Raw genomic sequence first — 22,772 nt, forward strand, 5'->3', positions numbered from 1 at the left:
GAGACTAGAGCCGATCAGGAGTCGCCGGGGCTTCGGACCCGATCAGCCGACCAGTTCGAGTCCTCGCTGCGGCGGCTGAGGCTCACCCGGAAGTCGCCTGCGTCGGTCGGCACCACCACCACCGCCTGCAGCTCGGCCCCGGAGGTCACGAACGACTCGCCGGACGGCTCGGTGTCGGGCAGCGTCGACGGGTCGACGTAGGCCATCGCGGACTGCGCGACCACCGAGAGGTGGGGACGCAGCTCCGCGGCCCACTGCGCGGGCGGCAGGTCCGGTCGCGCCCACAGCCCGACCACGCGATCGGCGGCCTCGACCGCGACCGCGTCCTCGACGTCGGACCCCAGCGAGCCGCGCGTCGCCGGCGCGGTCGCCGTGGCGGCGTCGCTCGCCTCCTCGGACGTGCCGGCCGCGCAGCCGGCGAGAGGGGTGAGCAGCACGGTGAGCAGGAGAGCCACCAGGGTCCTCATCGTCGTCCTTCGCCTCGGGTCGTCAGCACGCGCGTCCGTTGTGCGCACCCTAGTGTCCCCGACCCCACTCGCGCCGCCGTCACCCGGCCCCGGTGAGGGCTACCGCGCGCACGCACCGGTCGAGACCGGGCGCATGGCGGTCCGGCCGTCCTCGGCGGCCTCCGCGACCTGGTCGGCGGTCAGCGCGTACCCGGTGGAGGAGTCCTCCACCGACGCAGCGAAGACCACCCCGTAGACGCGCCCCTGCGACGAGATCACGGGCCCGCCGGAGTTGCCCGGACGTACGAGGCTCCTCAGCGAGAAGACCTCACGGGTCGCCCGCTGCTCGCCGTAGATGTCGCGGCTGCGCAGACGCTGCTCGGAACGGATCCGTGCCGCGCGCGCGTCGAACGGGCCGTTCTCGGGGAACCCGAGCACGGCGGCGTCGTCTCCCGGCGCCCCGGACGGGTCGAAGGCCAGCGGCCGAGCCCGCAACCCGATCACCCGGAGGACCGCGACGTCGAGATCGGGGTCGTAGACCACGGTCGTCGCCTCGTACTCCTGGCCCCGCACCGTCACGTACGGCTGGGTGACGCCGGCGACGACGTGGGCGTTCGTCATCACCCGGTCGGAGGCGAAGACGAAGCCGGAGCCTTCGAGCATCCGGTCGCAGGACGACTGCCCGGTGATCCGGGCGACGCTGCGCCGGGCCTTGCGGACCCCGGGCTGCTTCAGCACCTCGGGGTCGGGCGCGGCCGCGGGCTCGATCGTCTCGGGCGCGAACGGGTCGAGATAACGCGGGAAGAGCGTGGAGTCGACGATCCCGTCGAACGAGTGCAGCGCCTCCCGGGCGGGGTCCGGCATGACGCCGTCGATCGTCGCGAGGATCTTCGAGCCACGCACCGACGACGACGCTCCCGGGATCTGCGCCCCGGACACGGCGTATCCCAGCGCCCAGCAGAGCACCAGGACGGCGGCGACGCTGAGCGCGACCCCGCCGGCCGCGTCCGCAGCCCGGGCTGCGGGAGTGGTCAGGCGGTCGCGGAGACCTCCCCCGAAGTGCGAGCCGATCGCCTGCCCGGACGACGCCAGCACGAGCACGACCATGAGCGCCAGCAGCGAGCGACCCAGCCCGCTCTCGAGCCCGCCGAGGAGAAGCGGGACCAGGACCAGCCCGACGGACCCGCCCACGAGCAGCCCGAGGACACCGGCGAACCCGGCGACGAAGCCGCGCCAGTAACCCACCGCGGCGTACGCCACGACGACCAGGAGGATCGCGACGTCGACGAGGTTCACCTGTCGCCTCGTCGCTGCGACCGCGCGACGTCGGCCTCCATCTCCTCGATCACCGGGTCCGTGCGCGGCTGAGGGTACGGGCGCAGGCGCTCGGTGTCCCACGGGCGCTCCCAGCCGGCCCGGGCGAGCAGCCGTGCGATCACACCCGCCGTGAAGCCCCACAGAGTCAGGCCGTGAGCGACGTCGAAACCCGGCCCGCGGAAGCCCGACGGGTGGGTGACGGTGAAGCGGTTGCGTGGATCCATCAGGTGGTCCAGCGGTGTGCGGAACACCGACGCCACCTCGACGGTGTCGACCGGTCCGACCGGGACCGGGTCGCGCCACCAGCCGAGGACCGGGGTGACGGCGAAGTTGCTCGGGGGGAGCCAGAGCCGCGGCAGCGTCGCGAACACGTCCACGCCGTCGGCGTCGAGCCCGACCTCCTCCTCGGCCTCGCGCAGCGCGGTGGTGATCGGACCGGCGTCGGTCGGGTCGGTCGCACCTCCGGGGAACGCGATCTGGCCTGCGTGCGACCGCAGGGTGTGCGCGCGCTCGGTGAGCAGCACGTCCGGACCGGCCTCGCCCTCACCGAACAGCAGGAGCACCGCCGCGGGACGAGCGTCCGTCGGGGCCTCGGGCATCGACGGGGAGAGGAAGCGCGGACTGTCGATCGCGGACCCCGCCTCGGCCACCGGCCGCAGCCACGAGGGCAGCGCCTGGTGGCCGACCAGCTCGGGCTCGTGGGTCATCGACGGTCCTCTCGTGCTCCGCGTGCCGCTCATCGGAGGTCGACCCCGAGATGCTCGTCGACGAGGCCGACGAGGTCGTCGTAGTCGGTGACCGGACGGCGCTCCGTTGCGACGATTGTGCCCGACGCGTCCACGAACACGGTCTGCGGAAGGCCGATCACGCCGAGCGCGTCGCGCACGGCCTCGTCGGGGTCGCTGACCAGCGGGTACGTCACCCCGCTGTCGGCCGCCAGGGCAATGGCGCCGAGCGGGTCGGGATCGCGGTAGTCGACGCCCAGCACCGCGACCTGCCCGCCGGCCTCGGTGTGCAGCCGGGCGAGCTCGGGCAGCTCGTCGCGGCACGGCCCGCACCAGCTGGCCCAGAGGTTGATCACCGTCGGCGTGCCCGGGAGGCCGGCGAGGTTGACCGGGGCGCCACCACCGAGACACTCGAGCACGACAGCCGGAAGGCCGTCCGGCACAGCCCCCCGCTTGCTCGTCCGCGGGCAGGGCTCGATCCCCGCGTCGGCCTTCGCCGCGGCGAGCTCGGCGGCGTCCGCGTCGACGCTCGCGGCGCTTCCTGAGGCTTCCGGCGCATCGGCGGGGCTGAGATCCTCGCCGCCACACGCCGCGAGGACGACCACGGCGCCGAGCAGCACCGCGACGAGGGTCGAGCGGCTCACGCCCGCCCCTCGGTCCGCAGGAGCCTGGCCGCGACCTCCGGGTCGGTCGGGCCCTCCCCGAAGGACGGGCACCACCGGGCGATCGAGCAGGCTCCGCAGGCAGGCTTCGTCGCGTGGCAGCAGCGCCGGCCGTGCCAGATCAGGTGCTGCGACGCCGCGGTCCAGTCCTTCTTCGCGACCAGACGGTTGAGGGCCATCTCGGCCCGTACGGGATCCTTCGCCGTGGTCGCGTCGAGCAGGTCGAGCCGGCGCGACAGCCGCTGGACATGGGTGTCGACCGGGAAGCCCGGGATGCCGAAGCCGTTGCCGAGCACGACGTTGGCGGTCTTGCGCCCGACACCGGGCAGCGTCACGAGGTCGTCCATCCGCGGCGGGACCTCGCCCCCGAAGTCGTCCACCAGGGCAGTCGCCAGCGCGATGATCCGCTCGGCCTTCGCGCGGAAGAAGCCGGTCGGCTTGATGATCTCCTCGACCTCGCTCTGGTCCGCCTCCGCGAGCGCACGCGCGTCGGGGAACCGCCCGAACAACGTCGGACGCACGCCGTTGACCCTGCGGTCGGTGGTCTGCGCCGAGAGCACCGTGACGACCAGCAGCTGGAACGGGTCGTCGAAGTCGAGCTCGATCGTGGCGTCAGGGTAGGTCTCGGCCAGGACCCTGTCGATCTTGCGTGCCCGGCGGACCAGCGAGGTCGGCGGATCGGGGACCTCGGGCAGCTTCTTCTTCGCGGGCTGCTTCTTCGCTGGGCGGCGCGCGGCGGGGGCGGGCTTCGGCACGTTGCCAGCCTACGCAGGAGCGCCGACGTCCAGCATCGCGGCGAGGTCGCCACGCGCAGCGGCGCCATGCTGGCGATCCTTTGACACAATGGGGGACACTGACGTACGGATGACTGCATCCGTCGGACGACGGCCGTTCCGTCGGGGACAAGGAGATCTCGTGGACAACGACGTACTGCGCCAGGCGCCGCTCTTCTCGGGGCTGGACGACGAGGCCGCGGAGTCGCTGGGCTCGAAGATGACCTCGGGCCACCTCCGCCGCAGCGAGGTGCTGTTCCACGAGGGGGACGAGGGCGACCGTCTCTACATCGTGACCGACGGCAAGATCAAGCTCGGCCGCAGCTCCGCCGACGGCCGCGAGAACCTCCTCGCGATCCTCGGGCCCGGCCAGATGTTCGGCGAGCTGTCGCTGTTCGACCCGGGTCCGCGCTCCGCGACGGCCACCGCCGTCACCGAGTGCGAGCTCGAGAGCCTCGGCCACGACGAGCTGACGAAGTGGCTCGAGGAGCACCCGAACGTCTCCCGCGCGCTGCTCGGCCAGCTCGCCTCGCGGCTGCGCCGGACCAACGACGTGGTCGCCGACCTGGTGTTCTCCGACGTCCCCGGGCGCGTCGCGAAGGCGCTCATGGACCTCTCGAACCGTTTCGGGCGCAAGGCCGACGACGGCATCCACGTGCACCACGACCTGACGCAGGAGGAGCTGGCCCAGCTCGTCGGCGCCTCGCGCGAGACGGTGAACAAGGCGCTCGCCGACTTCGCCATGCGCGGCTGGCTGCGCCTCGAGCCCCGCTCGGTCGTCATCATCGAGCCGGACCGCCTCTCCAAGCGCGCCCGCTGAGGCGCCGCCACGCCGACGCGGACGTCCGGTCCGCAGGCCCCTGCGGGTGACGGGCTGTCCCTGCCCCTGCAGCTGACGGGTGACGGTCTGCCCAGTTGGCTGGGGGTGACAGTCTGCCCAGCCGGCTGGGGAGTTGCGCACTGGGCCCTGATGGTTTCCCGCGCCAGGTGGGGGTCTCCCCAGTTGGCTGGGGAGTTGCGCACTGGGCCCTGATGGTTTCCCGCGCCAGGTGGGGGTCTCCCCAGCTGGCTGGGGAGTTGCGCACCAGGCCCTGATGGTTTCCCGCGCCAGGTGGGGGTCTCCCCAGCTGGCTGGGGAGTTGCGCACCAGGCCCTGATGGTTTCCCGCGCCCGGTGGGGGTCTCCCCAGTGGGCTGGGCAGACTGCGCGGCGCTACTGCTCGTCGCCCCGCAGGTAGTCGAGCTGCGCGGCCACGGAGCGCGACGCCGCCGGCCAGAGTGCTTCGTCCACGTCGGCGTACACGATCCTGACCACGTCCTCCACGCTCTGGGCGCCGTCGTCGAGCGCGGCGCGGACCTGATCGAGACGCTCGGCGCGGTGCGTGACGTACGCGTCCAGCACGGCGCCGGCGTCGGGCTGCACCGGTCCGTGGCCCGGCAGCAGCCGGACCGGCCCACCGAGGGTGTCGACCACGGCGCGGAGCGCGGCCAGCGAGGCGAGGTACGGGCCCAGCGCGCCGTCCGGGTGGGCGACCACGGTGGTTCCGCGTCCGAGGACGGTGTCTCCGGTCAGCAGGGACGCGTCGTCGCGCAGCAGGAACGAGACGGAGTCGCGGGTGTGGCCCGGGGTGGCCAGCACCTCGAGCCGGACTCCGTCCACCTCCACCGTCTCGCCGTCGGTCAGGGTCTCCCCGCCGCCGCGGCACAGCGCCGGGTCGACAGCGCGCACCGGTGCACCGGACAGCTCGGCGAAGCGCTCGGCACCCTCGGTGTGGTCGTGGTGGTGGTGCGTGAGCAGGACGAGTCCGACCGGCGCCGCGACCGACAGCACGCGCCCGAGGTGCTCCTCGTCGAGCTCGCCGGGGTCGACGACGACCGCCAGCGCCCCCGGGGGTGCGTCCGGCCGTCGCAGCACCCAGGTGTTGGTCCCGTCGAGCGTCATCAGCCCCGGGTTGTCCTCGCGTACGAACGTTGCCCACGGCGACGGCGTCCCGTGCGACGCGACGGCGGTCTGGGGAGTCATGGCAGCTCCGTCTCCAGGTAGGGGTTTCCGTCGATCACGACGAGGCGCGGGACGACGGGAGCGATCGTACGGTCGGCCGCGGCGGTCAGCGCCTCGGCGGCGTGCTCCAGTCCCGCGAGGTCGCGACACGTCACGGCGGTCGGCGGAAGCATCCCCATCTCACCGGCGTCGACCGAGGCGAGCGCCGCACCCAGAGGCATCCAGGAGGCGTGGTCGGCCTCGCCGGGCAGCGTGCCGACGCGTTGGCCCTCGGGAAGCACCGCCACGAAGAACCGCGTGTCGAAGCGGCGCGGCTCGAACGTCGGCGTGATCCAGTGGGTCCACGCGGCCAGCAGGTCCGTCCGCAGGACGAGCGAGCGCCGGGTCAGCACCTCCGCGAGCGAGATGTCGTGGGCCTCGAGCGCGGCCCGGTCGGCTTGCCAGTCGGGGGCGCTCGCGTCGTCGACGACGGAGCCGGCGTCGGGGCCCGCGAGGAGCACGCCCGCCTCCTCGAACGTCTCCCGGACGGCCGCGCAGACCAGGGCGCGCGCGAGCTCCTCGGAGCAGCCGAAGCGCTCCGCCCAGATCGCCGGCGCCGGCCCGGCCCACGCGAGATCGGCGTCGGAGTCGCGCGGATCGACCGCGCCTCCGGGAAACACGTACATCCCCGCGGCGAAGCGCATCGACTGCTGCCGACGCAGGAGGTACGCCTCGACGCCGTCGGTCCCGTCGCGGAGCAGGACGACGGTCGCCGCGTCGCGCGCGGGCGCGGCGGACTCGACGTCACGGCCGACGTGCTCGAGCAGGGACGTGGGCAGGGGGACGCGCATCGTCATGCCCCTAGGTCTATCCCATCGACCGGCACCGACGCTCGGCCGGCCTCGAGGCTCAGCCGACCTCCACCACCAGCTCGACCTCGACCGGAGCGTCGAGCGGCAGCACGGTGACACCCACCGCGCTGCGGGCGTGCAGGCCCGCGTCGTCGAACACCTCGCCGAGCAGCTCGCTGGCGCCGTTGGCGACCACGGGCTGCCCCGTGAAGTCGGGGGTGCTCGCCACGAACACGACGGCCTTCACGATCCGTGCGATCCGGTCCAGCCCGCCGGACTGCGACGCGGCGGCCGCGAGAGCGTTCAGGGCGCACTGCCGGGCGCACGCGGCTGCCTCCTCCACGGTGACGTCCGCCCCGACCTTGCCGGTCGTGATCAGGTCGCCGTCGCGGATCGGCAGCTGGCCCGCGGTGTAGACGTACGAGCCCGTCCGTACGGCCGGCTGGTAGGCGGCGACCGGCGGGACGACGTCGGGCAGCTCGAGGCCGAGCCCGGCGAGACGCTCGCTCGGCGCCGGCATCACGAGTCCTGGATCGGGCGCTTGAAGTACGCGACGAGGTTCTCCGGGTTCATCCCGGGCACGATCTGCACGAGCTCCCAGCCGTCGCGGCCGAAGTTGTCGAGGATCGCCTTCGTCGAGTGCACGAGGACCGGTGCCGTCAGGTACTCCCACTGGGTCATGGGTCGACTGTATCCCGACCCCGTACGCTCGGGTTCGTGGCTGGGCAGACCCGGATGCACGTCGTGACGGGCAAGGGCGGGACGGGCAAGAGCACCGTCGCGGCCGCGCTCGCCGTCGGCCTGGCCGCACAGGGGTGCAAGGTGCTGCTCTGCGAGGTGGAGGGACGCCAGGGCATCGCTCAGATCTTCGACGTCGCGCCCCTTCCGTACGAGGAGCGTCAGGTCGCGGCGCTCGACGACGGCGCCGTGTACGCGCTGGCGATCGACGCGGAGGAGGCGCTGCTCGAGTACCTCGCGATGTTCTACCGCCTCGGGCGTGCCGGCAAGGCGCTGGACCGCTTCGGCGTGATCGACTTCGCGACCACGATCGCGCCCGGCGTCCGCGACGTGCTGCTCACCGGCAAGGTGTACGAGGCGGTGCGCCGGCGCGACGACGACGGCGACCCGGTCTACGACGCCGTCGTGCTGGACGCTCCGCCGACGGGGCGGATCGCGCGGTTCCTCAACGTCAACGCGGAGGTGGCGGGCCTCGCGAAGGTCGGGCCGATCCATCGCCAGGCGGACTCGATCATGACGCTGATGCGCTCGCGCCGGACGCGGGTCCACCTCGTCACCTTGCTGGAGGAGATGCCGGTGCAGGAGACGCTGGACGCCGTGGACGAGCTGACCGCGGCCGAGCTGCGGATCGGCACCCTGATCGTGAACCAGGTGCATCCCGCGGTCTTCGACGACGACGAGATCGAGCGGATCAGCAACGGCGGCCTGACCGCGGCGAGCGTACGCCGGACGCTGCGGAGCGCCGGTCTCGACCTCGACGGCGGACAGGCCCAGGCGCTGCTGGACGAGGGCCGCGAACGGATCGAGCGGATGCGGCTCCAGGCCGCGCAGCGGGCGTTGCTCGACGACGCGGGGGCGCCCGTCGTCGAGCTGCCGGCGGTCAGCGAGGGGATCGACCTCGCGCAGCTGCTGTCGCTGGGCGAGACGCTCGCGGAGGCCCTGCCGTGACCCCGTCGTCGACCGTGCGGACGGCCGGCGGTCGCGCGAGCGGTCCGCTGGACGTCGACGCGCTGCTCGCGGACCCCGGGCTCGAGATCGTGGTCTGCTGCGGCTCGGGCGGCGTCGGCAAGACGACGACGTCGGCGGCGCTGGCGCTGCGGGCGGCCTCGCAGGGGCGGCGGGTCTGCGTGCTCACGATCGACCCGGCGCGGCGTCTCGCGCAGTCGCTCGGCCTGACCGAGCTCGACAACACCCCGCGTCCGGTGGACGGCGTCGGCGCCGACGGCGGATCGCTCGACGCGATGATGCTCGACATGAAGCGCACGTTCGACGAGGTCGTCGAGGCGCACGCGTCACCGCAGAAGGCCGCCCAGATCCTGGCGAACCCCTTCTACCAGGCGCTGTCGAGCTCGTTCGCCGGCACGCAGGAGTACATGGCGATGGAGAAGCTCGGGCAGCTGCACGCCGAGGCGATCGCCGACGCCGAGCACCCGCGCTGGGACCTGATCGTCGTCGACACGCCGCCGTCCCGCTCGGCGCTGGACTTCCTGGACGCCCCGGAGCGGCTCGCGTCGTTGCTGGACGGACGCCTGCTGCGACTCCTGCTGGCGCCGGCGCGTGGCCCGGCGCGGCTCTTCTCCGCGGGGTTCGGGATGGTCACGTCCGCGCTCGGGAAGGTGCTCGGGGCTCAGGTGCTGCGTGACGTACAGACGTTCGTCTCGGCGTTCGACGCGCTGTTCGGCGGGTTCCGGGCGCGCGCGGAGGCGACGTTCGCGCTGCTCCAGGACTCCGGGACGGCGTTCCTCGTCATCGCGGCGCCGGAGCGCGACGCGATGCGCGAGGCGTCGTACTTCGTGGACCGGCTCAGCCAGGACCGGATGCCGCTCGCGGGGCTCGTCGTGAACCGGATGACCACGCCCCGCGCCGACCTCGACCCCGACGACGCGCTGGCGGCGGCGCGCGTACTCCGCCGTACGAACGGTTCCGAGCCGGCCCCTGACGCCGAGGCGAACGGCCGTGGCGACGATGCGAGAGAGCCGGAGGACCCCGCGATCGTGCGCCGGCGGCGGGGCGCGAACGACGACGTGGTGGCCGCGCTTCTCGACGTCCACGTCGAGCAGGCCAGGATCTGCGCGCGCGAGCGCAGGACGGTGCGCGGGTTCACCCAGGCGCACCCGCGCGTACGGGTGGCTGAGGTCCCGTCGCTGCCGACCGACGTGCACGACCTGGCCGGACTGCGACGCGTCGGCGAGCTGCTCGCCGCGTCGACGCGCTGAGGACCCGGTGGGTCAGGTCGGCTGGGTCACGCCGACCGGGTCAGCCCGCGGCGCTCGCGGCCGGCGTCGCCTGGGTGACGCGGCTCTCCTGAGCCGCCTCGAGCAGCGCACGCCAGGACACGACGTTCGGGCGGCGGCGGAGCAGGGCGCGACGCTCCCGCTCGGTCATGCCGCCCCAGACGCCCCACTCGATGTCGTTGTCGAGCGCCTCGGCCAGGCACTCGCTGCGCACGGGACAGCCCCGGCAGACCTGCTTCGCGCGATTCTGCTCCGCCCCGCGGACGAACAGCGCGTCTGCCGACTCCTTGCACAGGGCGGCTCCCGCCCAGTCCTCGTTCCAGCTCACGGCCCACACCTTCCCCGAGATGGCCCCCATCGACGGGGGCCGATGTTGTTCCAGACTCCCGGGGTTCGGGCGCGGGCACCAGATCACCTGGGATGGTCCGCCATAGCCCGTTCGAACTATTCTTGGTGCGATACCGACGTTCCCGTACCCTGGGGCCCATGATTCTGGGGCCCCACCGTTCTGAAGACGGTCGCGCGACGATCCGTACGATCGGCACGATGCTGGGGCTCAGCCTGTTCGCGGGCGTCCTGGTCGCAGGGCTCGCGATCCCGGTCGCGGCGTTCGTCGGCGTGACCTCCAACAGCATGGCACGGGGCTTCGAGGAGCTCCCGCTCGAGCTGCGCGAGACGCCGATCCCGCAGCGCTCGAAGGTGCTCGCGTCCGACGGGACGCTGCTGGCGTACTTCTACTCCCAGAACCGTCAGGACGTCCCGCTCAGCAAGATCTCGCCGACGATGCGCCAGGCGATCGTCTCGATCGAGGACTCCCGCTTCTACGAGCACGGCGCGCTCGACTTCAAGGGCACGGTCCGAGCCCTCGTCAACAACGCGACCGAGGGCAACACGCAGGGCGGTTCGTCGCTGACGCAGCAGCTGGTCAAGAACATCCTGATCCAGCAGGCGGACAACCCCGAGGAGCTCAAGGCCGCCACCGAGGTGACGCCGGCCCGCAAGATCCGCGAGCTCAAGTACGCGATGAGCTACGAGGAGAAGCACTCGAAGGACCAGATCCTCCAGAACTACCTGAACATCTCGTACTTCGGCGACGGCGCGTACGGCATCAGCGCGGCAGCGAAGCACTACTTCTCCGTCTCGGCCGCGAACCTCGACCTCGTCCAGTCGGCGACCCTGGCCGGCCTGGTGAAGAACCCGGTCGAGTACGACCCGGTGACCTACCCGGAGAACGCCCTGCGCCGTCGCAACGTCGTGCTCGCGGCGATGCAGAGCCAGGGGCTGATCACCCGCCAGGTCGCCGAGAAGGCGATGTCTCGCCCGCTCGGGCTCAAGATCACGAACTTCTCCAACGGCTGCGTGTCGAGCAAGGCGCCGTTCTTCTGCGACTACGTCCAGCGCTACCTGCTGCGCGACGAGTCGCTCGGCAAGACCGTCGACGAGCGCCAGTACCGCCTCGAGGCCGGCGGCCTGACGATCAAGACGACGATCGACCTGAAGTTCCAGAAGGCCGCCGACAAGGCCGTCAGCAACCGCGTCGCGCCGACCGACAGCGCGATCGGCGCGCAGGCGCTGGTCGAGCCCGGCACCGGCGAGGTCCGCGCGCTCGCGCAGTCCCGTCCGATGGGCAACAAGCGCAAGCAGGGCGAGACGTACATCAACTACACCGTCCCCAAGGAGCTCGGCGGCGCGAACGGGTTCCAGGCCGGGTCGACGTTCAAGGCCTTCACGGCCGCGGCGGCACTGAAGAAGGGCTACCCGGCGAGCACGTACTTCAACTCGCCGCAGGAGATGACGCTCTCCGGGTTCAACCAGTGCGACGGTCAGAGTGCCGGCTCGTGGAACGTCAGCAACTCCACCGGCGCCGGCGGCTTCCCGATGAGCACCGCGCTCCCGCAGTCGGTCAACACCTACTTCGCCCAGCTCGAGCGGCTCACCGGGCTGTGCGCCACCACCAGGATGGCGATCAAGCTGGGGCTGCCCGTCGCCGACAAGGACGACACCTACCCCTCGTTCACGCTCGGCGTGATCGACGTGAGCCCGCTCGACATGGCCGCCGCGTACGCCGCGTTCCCGGCCCGCGGCAAGTACTGCGAGCCGCGGCCGGTCACCGAGATCCTCGACAAGCGCGGTGACACGCTCAAGAAGTACGACAACGCCTGCGACCGGGTGATGAGCAAGGCGGTCGCCGACACCGTCAACCAGATCCTGACCAAGGTCCAGTCCGCCGGTGGCTTCGGCGCCTCGCTCGCGCTCGACAAGCCGTCCGCGGCCAAGACCGGGACGACGCAGGACAACAAGGCCGTCTGGTACATGGGCTACACCCCGAGCCTCGTGAACGCCTCGATGATCGCCGGCGCGAACAAGTCGGGTCACTGGAAGACGCTCGCCGGGCAGTCCCTCAACGGCGAGTACCTCTCGTTCAGCGCGATCGGCGGCTCGTCGCTGGCCGGCCCGATGTGGTACGACACGATGAGCCGGATCATGGACGACCTCCCGTACAAGTCGTTCAGGTCGCCCGGCAGCCTCGGTGCGGCTCCGTCCGACACTCCGTACGCTCCTGAGCCCGAGCCTGAGCGGCCTCGCGGTGGCGGCAACGGCGGTGGTGGCAACGGCGGCGGTAACGGCGGCGGCGACAACGGCGGCGGTGGTGGCGGCAACGGTGGCGGCCCCGGCGGCGGCGGACCGAACGCCGGACCGACCGGCGGCGGTGGTGGCGGCGGCGGTGGCGGCGGCGATCGCGACTGAGTGGAAGCGCACGGGCGATCTGCTCCGCCGCTCGAATCCCGCGTGACCGGTCTTGGCGGTCTGCGCGATGATGTTCGCATGAGCGACCTCAAGGACCGTCTGCGCGCCGATCTCACCTCCGCGATCAAGGGGCGGGACTCGCTGCGTGCCTCGACGCTGAGGATGGTGCTCTCGTCGGTGAGCAAGGCCGAGACCGCGGGCAAGCAGGCCAAGGAGCTGGACGACTCCGAGGTGATGGCCGTGATCACCTCGGAGTCCAAGAAGCGCCGCGAGGCGGCCGAGGCGTACGACTCCGGCAACCGCCCGGAGCTCGCCGAGAAGGAGCGCGACGAGGCGTCGATCCTCGCCGAGTACCTCCCCGAGCCGCTGTCGGCCGAGGAGCTGGAGGCGATCGTGACCGAGGCCGTCGCGTCGTCGGGCGCCGCCGGCGAGGGGATGCGCGCGATGGGCAAGGTCATGGGCCTCGTGAAGCCCCGAACGGAGGGCCGCGCCGACGGGGCCGCCGTGGCCGCCGAGGTCCGGCGGCAGCTCGGGTGACGGGCTCGCGCCGCGCTCGGATCGGGACCGCAGCAGCGTTCGCGACGGTGGGCGCCGGCGTGGCGGCCGTCGCCTACGGCGGGCTGTACGAGCGCAACGCCTTCGTCGTGCGACGGGTCGACGTCCCGGTCCTGCCGGCGGGCTCGAAGCCGCTCACGGTGCTGCACCTGTCCGACGTGCACATGACGCCGGGGCAGACCCGCAAGCAGCGCTGGCTTCGCTCGCTGAGCGACTTCGACCCGGACCTCGTCGTGTCCACCGGCGACAACCTCGCCCACCTGCGTGCGTTGCCTGCGGTGCTGGACGCCTACCAGGACCTGCTCGACGTCCCCGGGGTCTTCGTGTTCGGGTCGAACGACTACTACTCGCCGACGCCGAAGAACCCGGCGCGCTACCTGATCGGCCCGTCGGGGATGCGCAAGCGCGTGCCGGACCTCCCGTACGAGCTGATGCGCGCGGAGTTCAGGGCCGCAGGCTGGCTGGACCTCTCCAACGCCTCCGGTCGGCTCGAGGTCGCCGGGACGACGCTGGCGTTCTCCGGCGTCGACGATCCGCACGTCGGGCGTGACGACCTGGACTCGCTCCCGGGCGCGTACGCCGACGACGACGCGGACCTGCGGATCGGTGTCGCACACGCCCCGTACCTGCGGGTCCTGGACGCCTTCAACGTCCGCGGATTCCCGCTCGTGCTCGCCGGCCACACCCACGGGGGACAGCTGCGGGTCCCCGGGGTCGGTGCGCTCGTGACGAACTGCGACCTCGACCGGGGCCGCGCGCGGGGACTCTCGACGCACCGGACAGCGGGCCACGAGCCCTCCTGGATGCACGTCTCCGCGGGGTGCGGGACCTCCCCGTACGCGCCGGTGCGGTTCGCGTGCCGACCCGAGGCGACGGTCCTCGAACTGCGTCCGGTAGACTCTCCGAGGAACTGAGCGAGACATCCTCTCGGCACGGTTCCGCCGCACGCGAGTGTGGAGCCACGGGGTGTGGCGCAGCTTGGTAGCGCGCGTCGTTCGGGACGACGAGGCCGCAGGTTCAAATCCTGTCACCCCGACGCTCTCCCCGCGAGGGGGACGAGGCCCCCGGACCACCACGGTCCGGGGGCCTCGTGCTGTCTCGGGGCGACGCCGCCCGTCCTCGATCTGCCCGTCCTACAGTGGCGGCATGACGACCTCTTCGCCTGCCGAGGTCCCGCACGAGGTCCTCTGGACGCCACGGCCCGACGCCCGCTCGCGGACGCGCATCGGGCACTACCTGGACTGGCTCGAGGACCGTGGTGGGCCGCGGTTCGACGACGTCCGCGAGCTGCACCGCTGGTCCGTCACCGAGGCCGACGCGTTCTGGCGGAGCATCTGGGCGCACCTCGGTCTGCCCGGGGACGTGCCCGCGTCCGCGGAGGACGGCGCGCCGCGCGTCGCGCTCGAGCCGGTCGGGCCCGGGGCGCCGCAGGTTCCCGATCGGACGTGGTTCCCGGGCGTGCGGCTGAACTACGCGGAGGCCATGCTGCGGATGCCCGGGCGGGCCGACGACGACGTGGTCGTGGTGTCGGAGTCGCAGACGCGCGAGCGGGTCGCGTACACCGCCGCCGAGCTGCGCGACGCCGTCGCGCGGGCCCGTGCGGGTCTGCTGCGGCTCGGCGTCGGACGCGGCGACCGGGTGGTCGCGTACGCCCCGAACATCCCGGAGACGCTGGTCGCGCTGCTCGCCACCGCGAGCCTCGGGGCGGTGTTCTCCTCGTGCGCGCCGGAGTTCGGGACGCGGAGCGTGATCGACCGCTGGAAGCAGGTCGATCCCGTGGTCCTGGTCGCCGTCGACGGGTACCGGTACGGAGCCAAGGACGTCGACCGCCGCGCCGAGGTCGCGGCGATCCGGGAGGCGCTGCCGACCCTGCGGGCGACGGTCTGGGTGGACTACCTGGGGTCTCGACGGGGCTCGACCGGCGGGGGTGCCCGGCCGGAGCTGGGATGGGACGACCTGGTCGCGGAGCCGGGTGAGCTGACCTACGAGCGCGTGCCGTTCGACCATCCGCTGTACCTGCTGTTCTCGTCGGGGACGACCGGGCTGCCCAAGCCGATCGTGCACGGGCACGGCGGGATCACGCTCGAGCACGCCAAGTCGCTGGCGCTGGAGCTGGATCTGGGCCCGACCGACACGTTCTTCTGGTTCTCGACCACGGGCTGGATGATGTGGAACCTGCTCGTGTCCGGGCTGCTCGTCGGATCGACCGTCGTGATGTTCGACGGCAACCTCGCGCACCCGGACACGACGACGCTGTGGCGCCTCGCCGGCGAGCTCGGCATCACCTACTTCGGGACGAGCGCACCGTTCCTGCTGCAGTGCACGAAGGACGGCCTGGTGCCCTCGGACATCGCCGACCTCTCGGCGCTGCGGGGCGTCGGGTCGACCGGTGCGCCGCTGTCGCCGGACGGGTTCCGCTGGGTCTACGCCACGGTCGGCGCGTCGGTGCAGCTCGGGTCGCTGTCCGGAGGGACCGACGTCTGCGCGGCGTTCGTGGGGACCAACCCGCTCCTGCCCGTCTACGCCGGCGAGATCTCCGGTCCTGCGCTGGGCGCGGCCGTCGAGGCGTACGACCCGGACGGACGTCGGGTCCTCGACGAGCTCGGCGAGCTGGTGATCACGGCGCCGATGCCGTCGATGCCGGTCGGGTTCTGGGGTGACGACGACCGGTCGCGCTACCACGCGGCCTACTTCGAGCAGTATCCCGGCGTGTGGCGCCACGGCGACTGGATCACGATCCACCCGGACGGGTCGTGCGTGATCTCGGGACGCAGCGACGCGACCCTCAACCGCGGCGGGGTCCGGCTCGGGACGGCGGAGTTCTACGCCGTGGTCGAGTCGCTGGACGAGGTCGCGGACAGTCTCGTCGTGCACCTGGAGGACCCCGACGGCGGGCCCGGGCGGCTGCTGCTCTTCGTCGTGCCGGCGGAGGGGGTCGAGGCGGACGACCAGCTCCGTACGACGATCGCCGGCGCACTGCGGACGAACCTGTCGCCACGGCACGTGCCCGACGAGCTGCACGTCGTGCCCGCCGTTCCGCGGACGCTGTCGGGCAAGAAGCTCGAGGTGCCGGTGAAGAAGATCCTGCGTGGCGCCGAGGTGGACGAGGCGGCGTCGCGCGGCGCGCTGCAGAACCCGGACTCGCTCGAGGCGTTCGCCGCACTGCGCGAGCGGGAGTGACCCGGGCGAGCCGGGACCGGCGCGGGACGATCGGAGCGGGCGGACGGGGCGGGCGGGCGGACGCGTAGGTCAGTCGGGCAGCGTCGGCATGACGAGCCCGGGGTCGCGCCCGACGAGCGTGCCACGCTGGACCGCGGCGCTGCCGAAGCGCTCACGGACGTCGTCCAGCGCGAGGTCCAGCGCCGCCTGGTCGGGTCCGGCGAACGGCAGCTCGAGCTGGATCGCGTCCCCGCCCTCGAAACCCGTGACGGCGACGCCGACCAGGGTGCAGCCGCGCGCATCGATCAGCGGCTGCGCGGCGGCGAGCAGAGCGCGGGCGGTCGACAGGAGCGCCGCCGTACGGTCCGTCGGACGCCCGAGCGTGTGCGACCGGGTGGCGCGGCTGAAGTCGTCGAAGCGCAGGCGGAGCGTGACCGTCCGTCCGCGGCGCCCGGATCGTCGCATCCGGCGAGCCACCCGGTCGACCAGGCCGGCGAGCGCGGAGTCGATCCGTTCCGGTGCGTGGGGTCCCCGACCGAGTGCGCGCTGGGCGCCCATCGACCGGCGACGCCGACCGACCTCGACCGGGCGCGGGTCCTGCCCGGTCGCGAGGGCGTGCAGGTGGTAGGCGCTGTGGCGGCCGAGGTAGGCGGCGACGGCGCGCGGAGGGACCCGCGCCAGGTCCCCGATCGTCGTGATGCCGCGCTGGTGGAGCCGCTCGGCCGTCGCCGGGCCCACACCCCACATGCGCTCGACCGGCAGCGGATGCAGGAACGCGTCCTCGGAGTCCGGAGGCACGACCAGCAGCCCGTCGGGCTTCGCGTGGGCGCTCGCGACCTTGGCCAGGAACTTCGTCCGCGCAACGCCGACCGTGATCGGCAGCCCGACCTCCGCCCGCACGCGTGCCCGCAGCGTGGCCGCGATCGCCGCCGGCTCGCCGACGAGCCGGGCCAGACCGCCGACCTCGAGGAACGCCTCGTCGATCGAGACCGGATCGACGAGGGGTGTCGTGTCACGGAAGACGTCGAAGACGGCTCTGCTCGCCTCGGAGTACGCCTCCATCCGCGGCCGGACCGTGAGGGCGCCCGGGCAGATCTCGAGCGCACGGCGATGATTCATCGGGGTGCGGATCCCGTGCGCCTTCGCCTCGTAGCTCGCCGCGACGACGACACCACCGCCGACGAGGACCGGACGCCCGCGCAGGCTCGGGTCGTCGCGCTGCTCGACGGATGCGAAGAACGAGTCGAGGTCAGCGTGCAGGATCGTCGCGCGCCCCTTCATCGAACATATGTTCGCACACGTCGGCCACCCGCAGGTCGGAGTCCGCCGACCGGCCGGGCGATCCCGTCACCGAACGTTCACCCACGGTCCTCCTGGTGGCCTTCCTTCCCTGGCCGGCCGATCACCGACCCTGGTCACGCTCGAAGCATGAGCGGAATCCTCACGATGCGACGCCCGCGCGTGGTGGCCCACCGCGGCGCCAGCGACATCGCGCCGGAGAACACCCTCGCCGCGATCCGCGCGGCCGTCCATGTCGGAGCGGACGCCGTCGAGATCGACGTCCAGCGAACCCGCGACGGCGTCCCGGTGCTGTTCCACGACGAGAACCTCGCCCGGACGACCGACATGGCCGCGCACGACCCCGGCCGTACCGCCTGCCCGGTCTCCGACCTCACGCTGGACGAGGTGCGCCGACTCGACGCCGGGTCGTGGCGCGGTGCCGCCCACGCCGGCTGCGGCGTCCCGACGCTCGCCGAGGCGCTCGCGACCCTCGCCGGGACCGGCGTCGGCCTGCTCCTCGAGATCAAGCACCCGTCATCGCAGCCCGGGCTGGTCGACGCCGTCGCCGACGTGCTCGACAGCCGCGCCGATGACGTGGACGTCACGGTGCAGAGCTTCGACGAAGGTGCGCTGCGCGCCTTCGGACGGCGCCGTACCGACCTGCCCCTGGGTCTCCTCACGATGAACGCCCCCCGCCAGCCCGCGCTGTCGGCGTGGGCGAGCGCCGTCAACCCCTGGCACGCGTCCGTCGGGTCGGCGTACGTACGGAGGGCGCAGCTCGCCGGGCTCCAGACCTACGTGTGGACCGCGAACACCCGCCACGCCATCCGCCGCGCCGCCGACGCCGGGGTGGAGGGCATCATCACCGACCGACCGCAGCGGGCGCTCGACCTGCTGTCGCGTACGCCGCTCGTCGCCGGCTGAGGCCGTCGGTCAGCTCGCGACGATCCCGGCGTCGCGTGCTGCTGCGACCGCCGCGGCACGGTCGCGTACGCCGAGCTTGGTGATCACGTTCGAGACGTGGTTGCGCACCGTCTTGTCGCTGAGCACGAGGGCGCGGGCGATCGCGGCGTTGTCGAGGCCGCGCGCGACCAGGGCCAGGACCTCCGCCTCGCGGTCGGTCAACCCTGCGGTCGCCCGGAGCCCGGTGGTCGACGGACCAGGGGACGACACGTACGACAGCGCACGCTCGGCGACACCCGAACCGAGGATCAGCTCGCCGCTCGCGACCGCGCGGATGGCGTGCTCGACGCGTTCGGGCGGCGCCGACTTCAGCAGGTACCCACGGGCGCCCGCGCGGATCGCGGCGAGGACGGAGACGTCGTCCTCGCTCATCGTGACCACGAGCACCCGCAGGTCGGGGTCACGGCCGAGGAGCTCGCGGGTGAGGACGATCCCGGACTCGCCGGCCAGGTCGAGGTCCATCAGCACGACGTCCACCCCGGAGTCCACGGCCTGCCGGGCCTGGTCGGGGCCGTCGGCCTGGGCGACGAGCTCGATCCCGTCCAACGAGGCCAGCAGGCCGGCGATCCCGAGGCGGAAGACCGGGTGGTCGTCGACGACGGCGACGCGGATGCGGCCGTCGGGAGCGCCGTCGGGCACCGACGTAGGAGGTTCGTCGCCGGGCGCGGCGGTTCCGTGGCCCCCGGTCACGCCGGGACCTCGGCGACGGGTCGGTCCGCCTGCGGCGGGGCCGTGGTCGTCGGGATGCGCGCGTCGACCCGGGTGCCGCTCCCGTTCGAGCGGATCTCCACGGAGCCGCCGAGCTCCGCGGCACGTTCGCGCATCGATCCCAGCCCGACCCCGTGGCGGACCTGCGGCTCGAAGCCACGTCCGCCGTCGACACAGGTCACGAGGAGGTCGCCGTCGCCGATCCGCACGTCGAGGGTGCAGGCACCGGTGCCGCTGTGCTTCGCCACGTTCGTCACGGACTCGCTGGCGATCGCGTACGCCGCGGCCGCGACGGGTGGCGCGAGCGGTGGCAGCGGACCGCACACGAGGTCGACCCGCACGTCGGCGGTGTCCCAGCGGGCGACGAGCTCCTCGAGCGCGGGCCCCAGACCGAGCTGCTCGATCGCAGGCGGCAACAGGCTGTGGGACAGCTCGCGGACGTCGGCGATCCGCTGGTCGAGCTCGTCCAGGAGGCCGTCGAGCAGGGTGTCGGCGAGGTCGGCGTCGGTCCGCACGGTGTTGCGCACGCCCTGCATCCCGAGCCGCAGGCCCGCGAGCCACGGCCCGAGGCCGTCGTGCAGCTCGCGTCGGATCACACGTCGCTCCTGCAGCCGGGCCGTGGTCAGTCGTTCGCGGGTGGCGTCCGCCTCGGCGAGCGCGAGGGTGAGGGCGAGGCCGGCAGCGACGAGACCGCCGAGCTGCTCGATCGCCGCGACGCCTCGGGACCCGAGCCACTCGCCCGGAGGCGCCGTCACCCGCATCGCGCCGATCGTCGCGCCACGATGGACGACCGGGAGCTCGAGCACGTCGGAGGACGGGCTCCCGTACGACGCGAGGGTCGCACCGTCGGCGCGGATCTCGACGGACTGCAGCCGCAGCGACTCCGCGAGCCGCTCCGCCAGCACCGCGAGCAGGTCGCGCCCGTCGTCGGTGACGAACCCGGCGCCGATCCGGCTGGCGGCACGGTGCGGCTCCCACGCGTCCCCGTAGACCAGGGCGGCGACCCGACGACCGGCCCACCCCCGCAGAGGGTAGGCGGCGACGACCACGACGACGGCCGCGACCACCTGGGCGACGGCCTCGTCCAGCGCCGCCTGGGCAGCGACGACCGCGAGCACGTACGTCCCGGAGAGCAACAGGGCGAGCAGTCCCGCCACCAGGGACCGGCTCACGGCGAGCCCGATGTCCCAGAGCTGCTGGCGCAGGATCACGACGAGCAGGGCCCCGGAGAACAGCGCCTGGCAGACCAGGTGCAGCACCGCCGTGACCCAGAACGGCACCACGAACCAGACCAGCGGGACGAAGGAGAGCGCCATGACGGCGACGCCGAGTGCGAGCCAGCCCAGGCCGACCCGCTCGTCGGCCGGCCCTCCCGCCGCCCGTACGGCGACGGCGAGCGCGGTGAGCAGACCGACCACGACGACCGCGACGATCGAGATCCTGGTGTCGGTCATCGGGAACGCGACCCGCTGGACCGTCATCACCACGGTGCACGTGACGCCGACCGCGAGGCCCGCCAGATCCCAGCCGCGCGGGAGGCGCTCTCGCATCAACCACGGCACCACGAGGAACAGGGCCAGCGTGCCGGGCACCCAGGCCCAGCCGAACATGGACACCAGCCACGGCTGCTCGGGCCAGCCGCGCGACGCGACGAGGCCACCGTACGCCCCTCCGAACGCCGACAGGCCGCCACCGATCGCGGCGATCGCGAGCAGGTACGCGACGACGTGCCGGCGACGCGCGAGGATCACCGAGGCGACCGTCCCGTACACCACGGCGACCGTCACGTCGACGAACAGGAAGAGCGTCTCCGGCCCCAGCGAGGGGGCGGAGAACGCGAAGGCCACGCAGGCCGCGAGCGCGAGGGCCCACGAGATCGCGACCACGACCGTCGCCACGTGTGGCGAACCGCCGGTGCTCGAGACCCCCGTGCCCGAACGCTCGCGGCCCGTGGCGGCGGGCGCCGCGACGTCGGTCATGATGGACAGACCATACGACACCTCCGGGCCCCCCACCGCGTGTTCGTACGCAGTCCCGTCGGTCGTCGTCCGGTCGCCCGGCCGTCGTCGCGGCGCCTCGCTCACGCAGCCGCCCCCGCGGCTGCGTCGGCGCGTCCGGTCCCGGCGGTCCGGGTCCCCTTCCGGAACGCGCGGTCTCCGACAGCGAACCCGATCGCTGTCACGAGGAGCCAGACCGGTCCGCTGAACCCCGCCATGTACTGCAGCGGGGAGATCCCCGCCACCAGCGTGAGACCACCGAGCACCGCGCCGGTGATCCCGATCCAGCGTGGGACGGCGCCGTGGCGCCGCCCGGCGACGGCGAGCGCGACCCCGGCGAGCCCGGCTCCGATCCACAGCCACGGGATGGTCGCGATCCAGTGGTTGTAGAACGCGATCACCTCCGGGACGTCGCTCTCGATCGCTTCCGTGGCGAACAGGAACTCGGTGTCGAGCCCGGAGCCCAGGAGGCTCGCGACCGCGACCAGGCCGAGGCCCGACGCCGCGACGCCGCCGATCAGGCTGCCCTTCGGCGTCGCCGCCGCGACCCGCCGGGCGAGCCCGAGGGCGAAGACGACCATGAGGACCATCCCCACGGTCGTCGCGACGTGCATCGCGATCAGCTGTCCTTGCGCATCCGCGAGCCGCTCGGCGATCGCCACCGGATCGGAGTAGTCCAGGTCCGGATCCCACAGGCCTCCCGAGACCACCACCGTGAACAGTCCGCAGAGCGCCGCGGCGACGCCGGTGAACGCCCACGCGCGCGGTGCCTCCTTCGGCCGCCCGGCACCCCGCTCGCTCCCCGGGTCCCGCTCGTCGCGCCGGTCACCCGCCGGCGGGTCCGCCAGGAACACCTCTCCCATCGTCGTCGGGTCCTTCATCCCCCGTCTCCCTTCGCATCAGGTCGTTCTGACCTGAGCAAGGTTGCCGGTCCCGGTGTCCCGGGCCCCAGGGGACGATGTCCCGACCTGTCGGGCGGTTGCGCGCGGGACGAACCGTCAGGTCCCGAGCTCGTCGTCGAGCCGCTTCCGGACGATCTCGCCGACCTGCCCGCTCTCGATCTCCTTGCGGCGCCTGCGCTCGAGCTTCTTCCGGTCCTTCGCGAGGTGCTTGTCGCGGTTGCCGGCGCGGTCGATCGCATCAGCGAACGTCACCACGGCGACGATCAGCGGCCAGGGGAAGTGCGGGTTGAAGCTGAGATCGGAGAAGCTGATCGCGAGCCAGATGCCGACACACACGAGCGTGATCGTCACGGCCTCGATCCACGACTCGCGTCTCTTGCGCAGGTAGTACGCGAGAACCTCGTCGTCGGTCACCGACGGTGCGGCCGATGTCGGCGTCGCCCGCACCAGCTCACCCGTGGTCGGGAGCAGATCCTCGACCAGCGGCAGCACCTCGCCGTACGAGCGGACCTCGGCCCCCTGCTCCGCCCGCTCGTCGAGCTCGGCGCGGGTCAGGCGACCGTCCGCGTACGCGTCGGTGAACAGGTCCGCGAGGACCCCTCGGTCGGCGTCGGTGAGCCGCAGCCCGGACACGGACTCGTCTCGCGGGTCGCGTGCGAACCGCGCCCACGGCTCCTGGGTGCCACCGCCGTCGTTCACACCCATGATCGTGGCACAGCCTCGGGTCTCGCGG

At 72.8% G+C, this 22,772-nt stretch carries 23 protein-coding genes and 1 tRNA gene; 9 read left to right on the forward strand and 15 right to left on the reverse strand.

The features are described from left to right. Window positions 1-14 precede the first annotated feature (14 nt). The 5 genes from CLV56_RS08000 to nth all read right to left on the reverse strand — a co-directional run bounded on the left by CLV56_RS08000 (window position 15) and on the right by nth (window position 3,905). Window positions 15-467: a hypothetical protein gene (locus tag CLV56_RS08000; protein ID WP_100414657.1), complete on the reverse strand. Its 453-nt coding sequence runs from the start codon at window positions 465-467 to the stop codon at window positions 15-17. A gap of 99 nt (window positions 468-566) precedes the next feature. Further along, the gene (locus tag CLV56_RS08005) at window positions 567-1,742 is read right to left on the reverse strand and encodes a MarP family serine protease (protein ID WP_039350471.1); all 1,176 of its coding nucleotides are present in this window, start codon (window positions 1,740-1,742) and stop codon (window positions 567-569) included. Then, complete coding sequence (locus CLV56_RS08010) at window positions 1,739-2,470, reverse strand: NUDIX hydrolase (protein WP_170224768.1); 732 nt, start codon at window positions 2,468-2,470, stop codon at window positions 1,739-1,741. The genes CLV56_RS08005 and CLV56_RS08010 overlap by 4 nt, the downstream gene beginning before the upstream one ends. Window positions 2,471-2,499: 29 nt before the next feature. Beyond that, a complete protein-coding gene (locus tag CLV56_RS08015; RefSeq protein ID WP_039350470.1) occupies window positions 2,500-3,132 on the reverse strand; it encodes a TlpA family protein disulfide reductase in 633 nt (210 codons plus the stop codon). Continuing rightward, on the reverse strand, window positions 3,129-3,905 hold the full coding sequence (nth, locus tag CLV56_RS08020; RefSeq protein WP_100414660.1) for an endonuclease III: 777 nt from the start codon (window positions 3,903-3,905) through the stop codon (window positions 3,129-3,131). Before nth ends, CLV56_RS08015 begins: the two co-directional genes overlap by 4 nt. Before the next feature lie 160 nt (window positions 3,906-4,065). Between nth and CLV56_RS08025 the strand changes: the two genes are divergently transcribed. Continuing rightward, window positions 4,066-4,743: a Crp/Fnr family transcriptional regulator gene (locus CLV56_RS08025; protein WP_039350468.1), complete on the forward strand. Its 678-nt coding sequence runs from the start codon at window positions 4,066-4,068 to the stop codon at window positions 4,741-4,743. A gap of 392 nt (window positions 4,744-5,135) precedes the next feature. On the opposite strand, the gene CLV56_RS08030 is transcribed toward CLV56_RS08025, so the two are convergent. The 4 genes from CLV56_RS08030 to sp36 are packed head-to-tail and all read right to left on the reverse strand — an operon-like array spanning window position 5,136 to window position 7,435. After that, window positions 5,136-5,945 (reverse strand): MBL fold metallo-hydrolase, encoded by an 810-nt coding sequence (locus CLV56_RS08030; RefSeq protein WP_039350467.1) that lies wholly within the window; start codon window positions 5,943-5,945, stop codon window positions 5,136-5,138. Continuing rightward, the gene (locus tag CLV56_RS08035) at window positions 5,942-6,754 is read right to left on the reverse strand and encodes an NUDIX hydrolase (RefSeq protein ID WP_039350647.1); all 813 of its coding nucleotides are present in this window, start codon (window positions 6,752-6,754) and stop codon (window positions 5,942-5,944) included. Before CLV56_RS08035 ends, CLV56_RS08030 begins: the two co-directional genes overlap by 4 nt. A 58-nt stretch (window positions 6,755-6,812) precedes the next feature. Beyond that, window positions 6,813-7,274: a RidA family protein gene (locus CLV56_RS08040; protein WP_039350466.1), complete on the reverse strand. Its 462-nt coding sequence runs from the start codon at window positions 7,272-7,274 to the stop codon at window positions 6,813-6,815. After that, the gene (gene sp36 / locus CLV56_RS20840; protein WP_170224769.1) at window positions 7,274-7,435 is read right to left on the reverse strand and encodes a Sp36 family protein; all 162 of its coding nucleotides are present in this window, start codon (window positions 7,433-7,435) and stop codon (window positions 7,274-7,276) included. The genes CLV56_RS08040 and sp36 overlap by 1 nt, the downstream gene beginning before the upstream one ends. Before the next feature lie 36 nt (window positions 7,436-7,471). Here sp36 and bagA point away from each other — a divergent pair, with 36 nt between their 5' ends. Further along, window positions 7,472-8,440 carry an ATPase BagA gene (gene bagA, locus CLV56_RS08045; RefSeq protein WP_425437705.1) on the forward strand — a complete coding sequence of 323 codons (969 nt, stop codon included), beginning with the start codon at window positions 7,472-7,474 and terminating at the stop codon, window positions 8,438-8,440. Beyond that, window positions 8,437-9,708 carry an ArsA family ATPase gene (gene bagB, locus CLV56_RS08050; RefSeq protein ID WP_245857700.1) on the forward strand — a complete coding sequence of 424 codons (1,272 nt, stop codon included), beginning with the start codon at window positions 8,437-8,439 and terminating at the stop codon, window positions 9,706-9,708. Before bagA ends, bagB begins: the two co-directional genes overlap by 4 nt. A 40-nt stretch (window positions 9,709-9,748) precedes the next feature. Here the strand turns inward: bagB and CLV56_RS08055 are convergent, their stop codons facing one another. Next, window positions 9,749-10,084 (reverse strand): WhiB family transcriptional regulator, encoded by a 336-nt coding sequence (locus CLV56_RS08055; protein WP_100414662.1) that lies wholly within the window; start codon window positions 10,082-10,084, stop codon window positions 9,749-9,751. A 128-nt stretch (window positions 10,085-10,212) separates the two neighbouring features. Here CLV56_RS08055 and CLV56_RS08060 point away from each other — a divergent pair, with 128 nt between their 5' ends. The 5 genes from CLV56_RS08060 (at window position 10,213) to CLV56_RS08080 (ending at window position 16,209) form a co-directional block, all read left to right on the forward strand. Continuing rightward, window positions 10,213-12,474 carry a transglycosylase domain-containing protein gene (locus tag CLV56_RS08060; RefSeq protein WP_211288017.1) on the forward strand — a complete coding sequence of 754 codons (2,262 nt, stop codon included), beginning with the start codon at window positions 10,213-10,215 and terminating at the stop codon, window positions 12,472-12,474. Between the two features lie 78 nt (window positions 12,475-12,552). Beyond that, entirely contained in the window at window positions 12,553-13,011 is a 459-nt protein-coding gene (locus CLV56_RS08065) for a GatB/YqeY domain-containing protein (protein ID WP_039350462.1), read from the forward strand. Further along, entirely contained in the window at window positions 13,008-13,943 is a 936-nt protein-coding gene (locus CLV56_RS08070; RefSeq protein WP_245857703.1) for a metallophosphoesterase, read from the forward strand. Before CLV56_RS08065 ends, CLV56_RS08070 begins: the two co-directional genes overlap by 4 nt. A 48-nt stretch (window positions 13,944-13,991) precedes the next feature. Further along, window positions 13,992-14,065: transfer RNA gene (locus CLV56_RS08075), tRNA-Pro, on the forward strand. A gap of 110 nt (window positions 14,066-14,175) precedes the next feature. Beyond that, the gene (locus CLV56_RS08080) at window positions 14,176-16,209 is read left to right on the forward strand and encodes an acetoacetate--CoA ligase (RefSeq protein WP_039350460.1); all 2,034 of its coding nucleotides are present in this window, start codon (window positions 14,176-14,178) and stop codon (window positions 16,207-16,209) included. Window positions 16,210-16,278: 69 nt separating this feature from the next. On the opposite strand, the gene dinB is transcribed toward CLV56_RS08080, so the two are convergent. Then, window positions 16,279-17,469 carry a DNA polymerase IV gene (gene dinB, locus CLV56_RS08085; protein ID WP_039350458.1) on the reverse strand — a complete coding sequence of 397 codons (1,191 nt, stop codon included), beginning with the start codon at window positions 17,467-17,469 and terminating at the stop codon, window positions 16,279-16,281. 147 nt (window positions 17,470-17,616) lie between these two features. Here dinB and CLV56_RS08090 point away from each other — a divergent pair, with 147 nt between their 5' ends. Further along, complete coding sequence (locus CLV56_RS08090; RefSeq protein ID WP_100414663.1) at window positions 17,617-18,393, forward strand: glycerophosphodiester phosphodiesterase; 777 nt, start codon at window positions 17,617-17,619, stop codon at window positions 18,391-18,393. Between the two features lie 9 nt (window positions 18,394-18,402). Here CLV56_RS08090 and CLV56_RS08095 read toward each other — a convergent pair whose 3' ends face one another. The 4 genes from CLV56_RS08095 to CLV56_RS08110 form a co-directional block, all read right to left on the reverse strand. Next, complete coding sequence (locus tag CLV56_RS08095; protein WP_039350456.1) at window positions 18,403-19,071, reverse strand: response regulator; 669 nt, start codon at window positions 19,069-19,071, stop codon at window positions 18,403-18,405. 47 nt (window positions 19,072-19,118) lie between these two features. Further along, a complete protein-coding gene (locus CLV56_RS08100; RefSeq protein WP_157805111.1) occupies window positions 19,119-21,119 on the reverse strand; it encodes a histidine kinase in 2,001 nt (666 codons plus the stop codon). Between the two features lie 101 nt (window positions 21,120-21,220). Further along, entirely contained in the window at window positions 21,221-22,018 is a 798-nt protein-coding gene (locus CLV56_RS08105) for a hypothetical protein (protein ID WP_211288018.1), read from the reverse strand. Window positions 22,019-22,135: 117 nt separating this feature from the next. Then, the gene (locus tag CLV56_RS08110; protein WP_100414665.1) at window positions 22,136-22,744 is read right to left on the reverse strand and encodes a DUF1707 SHOCT-like domain-containing protein; all 609 of its coding nucleotides are present in this window, start codon (window positions 22,742-22,744) and stop codon (window positions 22,136-22,138) included. Window positions 22,745-22,772 lie beyond the last annotated feature (28 nt).

The organism is Mumia flava (genome assembly GCF_002797495.1).
GTDB classification, from domain to species: domain Bacteria; phylum Actinomycetota; class Actinomycetes; order Propionibacteriales; family Nocardioidaceae; genus Mumia; species Mumia flava.

Excerpts from the sequence above, each read along its gene's own strand:
- CLV56_RS08040 (WP_039350466.1), bottom strand. The coding sequence starts at position 7,274 with ATGCCGGCGCCGAGCGAGCGTCTCGCCGGGCTCGGCCTCGAGCTGCCC.
- CLV56_RS08090 (WP_100414663.1), top strand. The coding sequence starts at position 17,617 with ATGAGCGGAATCCTCACGATGCGACGCCCGCGCGTGGTGGCCCACCGC.
- CLV56_RS08065 (WP_039350462.1), top strand. The coding sequence starts at position 12,553 with ATGAGCGACCTCAAGGACCGTCTGCGCGCCGATCTCACCTCCGCGATC.
- sp36 (WP_170224769.1), bottom strand. The coding sequence starts at position 7,435 with ATGACCCAGTGGGAGTACCTGACGGCACCGGTCCTCGTGCACTCGACG.
- CLV56_RS08100 (WP_157805111.1), bottom strand. The coding sequence starts at position 21,119 with ATGACCGACGTCGCGGCGCCCGCCGCCACGGGCCGCGAGCGTTCGGGC.
- CLV56_RS08030 (WP_039350467.1), bottom strand. The coding sequence starts at position 5,945 with ATGACTCCCCAGACCGCCGTCGCGTCGCACGGGACGCCGTCGCCGTGG.
- CLV56_RS08035 (WP_039350647.1), bottom strand. The coding sequence starts at position 6,754 with ATGCGCGTCCCCCTGCCCACGTCCCTGCTCGAGCACGTCGGCCGTGAC.
- CLV56_RS08000 (WP_100414657.1), bottom strand. The coding sequence starts at position 467 with ATGAGGACCCTGGTGGCTCTCCTGCTCACCGTGCTGCTCACCCCTCTC.
- CLV56_RS08110 (WP_100414665.1), bottom strand. The coding sequence starts at position 22,744 with ATGGGTGTGAACGACGGCGGTGGCACCCAGGAGCCGTGGGCGCGGTTC.
- CLV56_RS08105 (WP_211288018.1), bottom strand. The coding sequence starts at position 22,018 with ATGAAGGACCCGACGACGATGGGAGAGGTGTTCCTGGCGGACCCGCCG.
- CLV56_RS08055 (WP_100414662.1), bottom strand. The coding sequence starts at position 10,084 with ATGGGGGCCATCTCGGGGAAGGTGTGGGCCGTGAGCTGGAACGAGGAC.
- dinB (WP_039350458.1), bottom strand. The coding sequence starts at position 17,469 with ATGAAGGGGCGCGCGACGATCCTGCACGCTGACCTCGACTCGTTCTTC.
- CLV56_RS08060 (WP_211288017.1), top strand. The coding sequence starts at position 10,213 with ATGATTCTGGGGCCCCACCGTTCTGAAGACGGTCGCGCGACGATCCGT.
- CLV56_RS08080 (WP_039350460.1), top strand. The coding sequence starts at position 14,176 with ATGACGACCTCTTCGCCTGCCGAGGTCCCGCACGAGGTCCTCTGGACG.
- CLV56_RS08010 (WP_170224768.1), bottom strand. The coding sequence starts at position 2,470 with ATGACCCACGAGCCCGAGCTGGTCGGCCACCAGGCGCTGCCCTCGTGG.